The sequence below is a fragment of the Nitrososphaera sp. genome (genome assembly GCA_039938515.1).
Lineage (GTDB): Archaea > Thermoproteota > Nitrososphaeria > Nitrososphaerales > Nitrososphaeraceae > Nitrososphaera.
Window position 1 is genome coordinate 1 of the sequence record JBDUUL010000002.1, and the last position, 7159, is coordinate 7159.

The 7159-nt window shown below is 52.1% G+C and carries 10 protein-coding genes; 5 read left to right on the forward strand and 5 right to left on the reverse strand.

Annotation, left to right across the window (positions count from 1 at the left end):
- Positions 1-796, reverse strand: a 796-nt coding sequence (locus ABI361_02600) for a CHAT domain-containing protein (GenBank protein ID MEO9319541.1), incomplete at its 3' end; no start/stop codon positions are given.
- A gap of 179 nt (positions 797-975) precedes the next feature.
- Between ABI361_02600 and ABI361_02605 the strand changes: the two genes are divergently transcribed.
- From ABI361_02605 to ABI361_02615, 3 genes are all read left to right on the forward strand, one after another.
- Complete coding sequence (locus ABI361_02605; GenBank protein MEO9319542.1) at positions 976-1281, forward strand: Rieske 2Fe-2S domain-containing protein; 306 nt, start codon at positions 976-978, stop codon at positions 1279-1281.
- Between the two features lie 24 nt (positions 1282-1305).
- On the forward strand, positions 1306-2703 hold the full coding sequence (cysS, locus tag ABI361_02610) for a cysteine--tRNA ligase (protein ID MEO9319543.1): 1398 nt from the start codon (positions 1306-1308) through the stop codon (positions 2701-2703).
- An 81-nt stretch (positions 2704-2784) separates the two neighbouring features.
- Entirely contained in the window at positions 2785-3114 is a 330-nt protein-coding gene (locus ABI361_02615; GenBank protein ID MEO9319544.1) for a hypothetical protein, read from the forward strand.
- Here ABI361_02615 and ABI361_02620 read toward each other — a convergent pair.
- From ABI361_02620 to ABI361_02635, 4 genes are read right to left on the reverse strand one after another with little or no spacing between them, the layout of a single operon-like run.
- Entirely contained in the window at positions 3109-3318 is a 210-nt protein-coding gene (locus ABI361_02620) for a hypothetical protein (GenBank protein ID MEO9319545.1), read from the reverse strand. The genes ABI361_02615 and ABI361_02620 overlap by 6 nt on opposite strands.
- Positions 3315-4583: an MBL fold metallo-hydrolase RNA specificity domain-containing protein gene (locus ABI361_02625; GenBank protein MEO9319546.1), complete on the reverse strand. Its 1269-nt coding sequence runs from the start codon at positions 4581-4583 to the stop codon at positions 3315-3317. The genes ABI361_02620 and ABI361_02625 overlap by 4 nt, the downstream gene beginning before the upstream one ends.
- A gap of 56 nt (positions 4584-4639) precedes the next feature.
- A complete protein-coding gene (locus ABI361_02630) occupies positions 4640-5554 on the reverse strand; it encodes a hypothetical protein (GenBank protein MEO9319547.1) in 915 nt (304 codons plus the stop codon).
- A complete protein-coding gene (locus ABI361_02635; protein ID MEO9319548.1) occupies positions 5457-6284 on the reverse strand; it encodes a hypothetical protein in 828 nt (275 codons plus the stop codon). The genes ABI361_02630 and ABI361_02635 overlap by 98 nt, the downstream gene beginning before the upstream one ends.
- 134 nt (positions 6285-6418) lie before the next feature.
- Here ABI361_02635 and ABI361_02640 point away from each other — a divergent pair, with 134 nt between their 5' ends.
- Together ABI361_02640 and ABI361_02645 are read left to right on the forward strand one after the other, a co-directional pair.
- Entirely contained in the window at positions 6419-6637 is a 219-nt protein-coding gene (locus tag ABI361_02640) for a hypothetical protein (protein ID MEO9319549.1), read from the forward strand.
- Between the two features lie 152 nt (positions 6638-6789).
- Complete coding sequence (locus ABI361_02645; protein ID MEO9319550.1) at positions 6790-7083, forward strand: 4Fe-4S binding protein; 294 nt, start codon at positions 6790-6792, stop codon at positions 7081-7083.
- Positions 7084-7159: the final 76 nt, after the last annotated feature.

Sequence of the window (7159 nt, forward strand, 5' to 3'; positions counted from 1 at the left end):
TCTGCTCCTTTGTGTAATCTATGTCGCGTAGAAGCTTTACCGGTACGTCTCTGCCGCCGTAACTAGCCAATTCAATATTGTAGTCCTGGAGGTTTCGCTGATGTATTGCCAGCTGCTGCCTGAGCGAGTCGAGAAAGGGAGTTTGTTCTGAACCACCGTTAGAGCTTCCGTCCGAGCCATCCCCTGCGAATGAAATCGACGATGCGTCTTTTGTGGTTTGCAGTTCTGGTATCTCCTGGCCAGATATTTTGGCGACTGCTATTGCATTCTTGCCGCTCTCAAAGGCGGTCTGCACGCTACTTCCATAAGCGAGTTGGCTGTAGAATTCCTTTGCAAAATCAATCGCCACAGTATCGAGAACTGCGTTTTTCATGCCGATTACAAAATCCACAAACTGTTTAAGCTTTTGTGCAAGTGCGTCCGAGTAGCAAGCGCTGAGAATTACAAGTCGAATTTTTTTATCAGAGGTTCGACTTTTGTCAGCATTGTGGATTCTGAACAGATCTGCTATTGCCTCCGTTGGAGCCCATTCTGCAGCTCCGTCGGTTTTATCTTGGAACAAGAGGATGCCGTCCTCGGTGCCGTGTCCTGAAAAGTGCACAATTTGCGGCTGGAATTCTGAAAGTTCGCTTCTAAGCCTTGAAAGAGAAACCTGACGCAGCTGGTCAAGCTCAAAATCGTTTCTAAACCGAGCAGACAAAACGCCGTCTCTGACCGCCGTATACTCCTTGTCCTGGTCAAGCTGTTGTGTGCCCTGAGGGTTGGCAAATAGAAAGAGTATCTTGTTTTGAACCATTATGGCTCGGTATTCATGGTTTTCAGTGCCATATTTAAGGAATCTAACATACTCGCTTAATGTGATTTTGCATTTGCCCGACTCACTGAGCGACAAAAGTTGTCTTTAGTCTATACTCGAAACACGACTGCTATTTCTTTGAATAGCATTTTATATTGCAGATTCACCTCAGCTTTTGTTTGGCACTTTTAAAGGTCGCAAGCAAGGGCGAGATCCGGGAAAACGCTGGCAAGGAGCTCAACGTCAACGGAACCAGGGTCGCGCTCTTTCTATCCAAGGGACGCTATTACGCTATCGAGGCTCTATGCCGCCACCAGGACGGGTCACTTGCTCCCGGCAAGGTCGAAGGTGAAGTGGTAGAGTGCCCGCTGCACTCCTGGCATTACAACATCCGGACAGGCGAGCTTTTAGACTACATGAAGGGCGTGAAGCTAACTACCTACAAGGTCGACGTCAAGGGCGACGATATTTTTATCGATGTGTGAATATGAGGCCGTGAGCCATTTCCAGTGAAACTGTACAACACGCTTTCGCGCCAGCTCGACGAGCTCGAGCCGTCTGCAAAGCAGGCCGTGAGGATGTACGTCTGCGGCGTGACTGTCTACGACGAATCTCACATTGGCCATGCCCGGACGATTATCGTTTTTGACACGCTCCGGCGTTACCTGCAATCAAAGGGGCTTGGCGTCTACTTTGTCCAGAACTTTACCGACGTCGACGACAAGATAATCAACAGGGCCAAGAGTGAGAGCAAGCCTGCCGGCGAGATTTCGTCCAGGTACATTGCAAGGTACATGGACGACTTTAGGAGGCTAAACGTCCTTGACGCCGACGCATTTCCAAAGGCAACCGAGCACATCCGGGAAATGACAGAGCTAATAGACGGCCTCGTAAAGAAGGGCCACGCGTACGTCACACTGAACGGGGTCTATTTCCGCGTGAGGTCGTTCCCCGGCTACGGCAAGCTCTCAAGAAAGCCCATCGAGGAATTAGAGTCGGGCGCTCGAATAGAAGTAGACGCGACAAAGGAAGACCCTCTCGACTTTGCCCTCTGGAAGTTTTACTCGGAGCCTCCCGTCTGGGACAGCCCCTGGGGAAAGGGCCGGCCCGGCTGGCACATCGAGTGCTCTGCAATGGCCCTCAAGTACCTTGGCGACACTTTTGAGATCCACGGCGGCGGCCACGACCTGGTGTTTCCGCACCATGAAAACGAAATCGCCCAGTCTGAGGCCTATACGGGAAAGCCCTTTGCCAGAATCTGGATGCACTCCGGCATGGTAACGATAAACTCGCAAAAGATGTCCAAGTCGCTTGGCAACATTGTCACCATACAAAGCGCGCTTGCGAGGTGGGGCACAAACTCGCTCCGTCTCTACTGCCTCTCTGTGCACTATTCAAAGCCACTTGATTACACCGACGAGCTTTTGCAGGAATCTGTGCAGAGGTGGCGCCAGATAGAGACATGCGGTTTTGAGCTCTTTGCGGCAGCCGGGGCCGCTTCCAAAGAGGCGGCTGAGCAGGCAGGCAGGATGGCGGCAGAATCGCTGCAGGCCTTTAGAAACGCCATGGACGACGACCTCAACACCGCGCTGGCGACGACAGAGTTTATGAAATTCGTCACAAGGATAAACCAGATGGCAGCGTCTGACAAACTAACCCGCGACATCGCAGACGCAGTTCTGCCCGCTTACAGTTCGATGATGGATGTGTTTGGCCTGCGTCTGGTGATGCCCGAAAAAACCGAGGTCGAGGATATCGAAAGGCAAATTGCGGACCGCAACAGGCTTCGCTCAGAGCGCAAGTTCAAAGAAGCCGACGATATCCGGAACGCGCTGCTCGCCCGCTCGATAGAGCTTATGGATCATCGCGGCAGGACCGTATGGAAAAAAGTGGAGCACCCGGAATAACTTGAATTTAACCACATGGTTCACGTTGTATAACACCACTGCTAATGATTCACTTTCCCGAGCCAGCTAGGGAGGCAACCCTTGAAAATACTGGATGGCAAGAGGACAGGTTCAATCACTGTCTTTGAGGACACCCTTATGATAGGCGAGGTGTTCGGGGACCTTATCTTAAACCACGGCCATCTGGAACTAAAGGGAAAGGTCCTTGGCAACGTCCATGTGAGAAAAGGAAGCTGCAGGGTCCTCGGCATAATCCGCGGCAACCTTGAAAACGAGTCCGGCGACGTTGAAATCTTTGGAACAGTCCACGGCAAGGTCATTACAAAGAGCGGCTATACCTATGTGAACCCGGGAAGCAAGGTCGGCTCAATTGAGAGCAGCTCGGTTAATACGCGCCTTATCAGCTCATAGTCTGCCAGGCTGGCTTTCCTGCCTTATCTTTTCCAGGTCTTTCTGAAGCGTTTCTATGGTCTTTGGTATTTCTTTTTCTGCGCACTGAAGGCACACCTGCTGGAGAGAGAGCGGGTAAGTAAAGTACCTCTCGTTTAGTGCAATGTCCTTCTTGCAGGACACGCAACGCTTGAGCTTGTAGGGGTCTGTATTTTTGATTATCAAGTGACCTCTATTTCCTCTCCCTGCTCCGGCGCCTTGGCCTCGTACCCGTACTTTTCCTTTATCTCCTCTGCAAACCTTGTGCAGGAAGGCCCGTCGCCGTGGACAGTGAGGACCTGGGGGTTGCCCTTTACCCTGTCCAGGATTTCAAAAAGCTCCGAACGGCTGTTGTGCCCCGAGAACTCGAAGCGCTTTACGTCGGCATAGCACTTGGTCGGCCTGCCGTCAAAGACTGCAACGCGCTTGTCAAGCAGCTGCCTGCCGGGCGTGCCTTCGCCCTGATACGACACGAGGGCGATGCCGTTCTTGTCGCTGGTGGCAATCTGCTGGGTGTAAAATACTGCCGATCCCCCGACCAGCATGCCTGCCGGCGAGATTATCACGCAGGGTTCTTTGACGACTTTTTTGCGCCTGCTCCAGCCGCTTATCCATTCGGCCTCGCCGACCGCGCGCTTGAACATCTCTGCGTCCCGGAGGAACTTTGGGTGGCGGCCCATGATTTCGTTTGCCTTGAGCGCCATGCCGTCCATGACTACCTTGTGCTTGAAATCATAGGCCTCAAGCACGCAGGCGATTTCCTGGGCCCGCTCTACTGAAAATGAAGGGACAAAGAGCGTCCCGCCCCGCTCGATTACCTCGTATGCGAACTCGACAAGCGCCTTTTCAGCCTGCTCGCGCGGCTGCTGCTCGTTTTGCGAATAGGTGCTCTCTATGATCATGAGGTCTATCTCGCCAAAGTCAAGGTCCGCCGGCCTCAGAAGCTTTGAGCCGCGGGTGTTGATGTCGCCGGTGTAAAAGATCTTTTTGCCCTCATGCTCTACTATGACGGTGCTTCCGCCGACCACGTGGCCGGATTCATGGAGCGTGACCTTGACGTCGTTGTTTACCATGTACGGCTGGCGGTATTCGAGGTTCTTTGAATTCTTGAGCATGGTCATGACGTCGACGTACTCAAACGGCAGGTAAAAGCCAGAAATCTTGATCATGTCCTCCAGAAGAAGCTCGCTGAGCTCAAAAGTGGGAAGCGTGCCGATAGCGGGAATCTCCGTAGAGCCGGACAGATAGAGAGACGGAACAAAGCCGGAATGGTCGAGGTGTGCGTGGGTTATGACCACTGCGTCCACTTCCTTTGGCTTGACGTGCATCGGAAAAATCGGCTCCCGCTTTAGCAGGACGCCATAGTCCATGAGTATGTTTGTGCTGTTGCAGTTTACTAAAAACGCCGAGCGGCCTACTTCCTTGGCGGCCCCTAGAACCTTGACTTTCAATTGTTAGACAACCAAAAAATCTCTTGAGGCGCTTTAAATCTTGCCTTTTTCGCCCGTCACCCGAAAAATATCTTCCATAATTCCTCTCCGCCTTTCAGGCGCTCGCCGTATGAAAAGCCGCATTCATCTAGAACCTCCTCAAATTCGTAGCCTCCGTTGGGACCTGCGGCCTCTATCCGGAGCTGCTCCTGAAGCGCAGAGACTATCTTTTGCCTGAGGGGCGGACGAGAGTAGACATACCACAGGTTGTGGGCACCGCGCTGGGAGTGCAGCTGCGCTCTTTTAGACTTGTCCTCCGCAAGCTCGCGCGTATAGTATGAATTCATGAGCTCCGTGTTTACGTCTTCCCAGCTGGGCGTCCGCCACCATGCGACCCGCTCAAAGCCGTGCCCGTCAAACTCTGCCGCCAGGCTGATGCCCTGGTCAAGCGTGGTGATAATAACATCGGTTATCTTTGAAACGGCGTCTCTATAGTCCTGCCCCGGCTCCATCCAGCCTACGAACACAGCATCGTATTTCCTTCCATCACTCGCAAGCCATCTCGCGTCGCCTGTGTCTATGTACTCTGGTTTTGCAGCGCCTAGACCGTAGAATATCGAGCTGTCTATCTCAAGCCCCCTGGCACGGGGAAGATATTCCCTGACCTTTCCGAGAAAGTCGCCATAGCCGCAGCCGACATCCAGGTAGCTCGGGTCGTTGGACACTGCCTTTGCGATTGCGGCCACCCGAAGCACATCGGCCCTTCTGTATGCAAAATACGTGCCGCAAAAGAATGGAAAGCTGAACCTTTCGTGATGGGCTGACACGGCTTTCTCCCGGTAGCGCTCCAGAGACTCTCTGGCGCTTAGCAAGTCCTGCAGTACAAACGGCATCTCAATACTCGAACCTTGCCTGCCAGAGCTTTCTATCCCGCGTGAGGCCTGCAAGCTCTTCCATGTAGCCGAACCCGCATTCGTCCAGTATCCTTTCAAAGTCATACGGCTCCAGCCGTTGAATTTCATCCTGCTCATTTTGGACATGCCTGTGCAATACATCCCGAACGGTTCCTGCAAAGTCTTTTCTGGCATAGACGTGCCACAAGTTGTGCGCGGTCCGTACCGAGGCAAGTCGCTTCTTTGCCTCGTCGCTGAGGCCCGGAGTGTAATACCTGTTCATGAGCTCGGCGTTGACGTCGATCCATGATGGAGTTCTCCAAGTGGCTATGGGTATGAAGCCAAACTCGTCGTACTCGCAGGCGCCATTTACTCCACACTGCCCGCCGGCGTCAAAAGTGGTTATGATGCAGCTGGCGTTCTTTGAGACCTGGCGCCTGAAATCCTGCCCCGGCTCCATCCAGCCTACAAAAGCGACATCTGTTCTTTCATCAAAAAGCTCCACCGGAGAGATCTCGATATAATCCGGCTTTGGGGCCTGAATGAGCGAAAATATCGCCTCCTGCGCTTCCACACCCCGGGCTTCCGGAATGAATTCCCGCACCCTTGCCAGAAAGTCCCCGTGGCCGCAGCCAAAGTCGACGTACTTTTTCCCGACCGCTCGTGCGACCGCAACTATCCGCAAAACGTCAAGCTTTCTGTAGGCAAAATAAGACCCGGCAAAGAACGGGAATATGTAGCGGGAATGAAGCCCCCCTTTGTCGTGCGATTGCAGAAATTCCAAATAGGCCCTGCGAGCCTTTAGCAGGTCTTGAAGGGCAAACGGCATGCGTTCGCTCCGGCAATACCCACCTATAATTTCACTTGCAGGAGGCCTTTGTTGAAATTCTCGACTGTCTAAGACATAACAGCGTTGGAAAAAACCCAAAAGGCTTATTAAGTTCCGATCGTTAAGGTGGGACTATGGTTAGAAAATTTGAAGACTGGTGGAGAACCGTTCCAACTGATCTGAAGACAAAGGCTCGCAAGGGTGACGAGGCTAACAAGCCGTTGCTCAACCAGGTTAACTATGTTCTTCTGCACCTTCACTTGGCCGGCAAGCACGATGCCAAGCCAACACACGAGGAGCTGAAGGACTGGCTACACAGCGGCCAAGTCGACGTTCTCAGAATGAACAAGTAAGATTTTCTTACTTCCTCTTTTTCTCTTTTTAGCCAATTGAACCTGAGTCATTTTGAATTTCCGCGTTTGCGAACGGATGTTATAACAGCGTTTTGAAATATGCATAGAGTTTAAATACTTTCAGACTAGTTACATCGCTAAGTGAATTATAGATGCCAATTGCTATACTTCCAGACGTAGATGAGCAAAGATGTATAGGCTGTGCGCTCTGCGTAGAGATTTGCACTGCCCTTGGTCCGGATGTACTGAGAGTAAAGCCAGTTGAAGGGTGGAAGAGAGGTAAGGCCTTTGTGTTCTATCCAGAAAGATGCATCTCAGACGGCGCCTGCGTAGGTGTCTGCCCGACACATGCGATCTTTTGGATGAGGCCAATGGAATATACCGCAGGCCAACCAGTGGCACTCCACAAGAACGGTGTCTTCAGCAAGGGCTGGGAAGAAGGTTAAGAAAGTATCCGAGCCGTCCCTTTTTTTACATTTTTACTTAACTATTGACGTCAGAATTTCATTCTAAAAAGCTTAT

Bases quoted from the DNA above. Each gene is read 5' to 3' on its own strand.
- ABI361_02635 (MEO9319548.1), bottom strand. From the start codon at position 6,284: ATGCCGTTTGCCCTTCAAGACCTGCTAAAGGCTCGCAGGGCCTATTTG.
- ABI361_02640 (MEO9319549.1), top strand. From the start codon at position 6,419: ATGGTTAGAAAATTTGAAGACTGGTGGAGAACCGTTCCAACTGATCTG.
- ABI361_02645 (MEO9319550.1), top strand. From the start codon at position 6,790: ATGCCAATTGCTATACTTCCAGACGTAGATGAGCAAAGATGTATAGGC.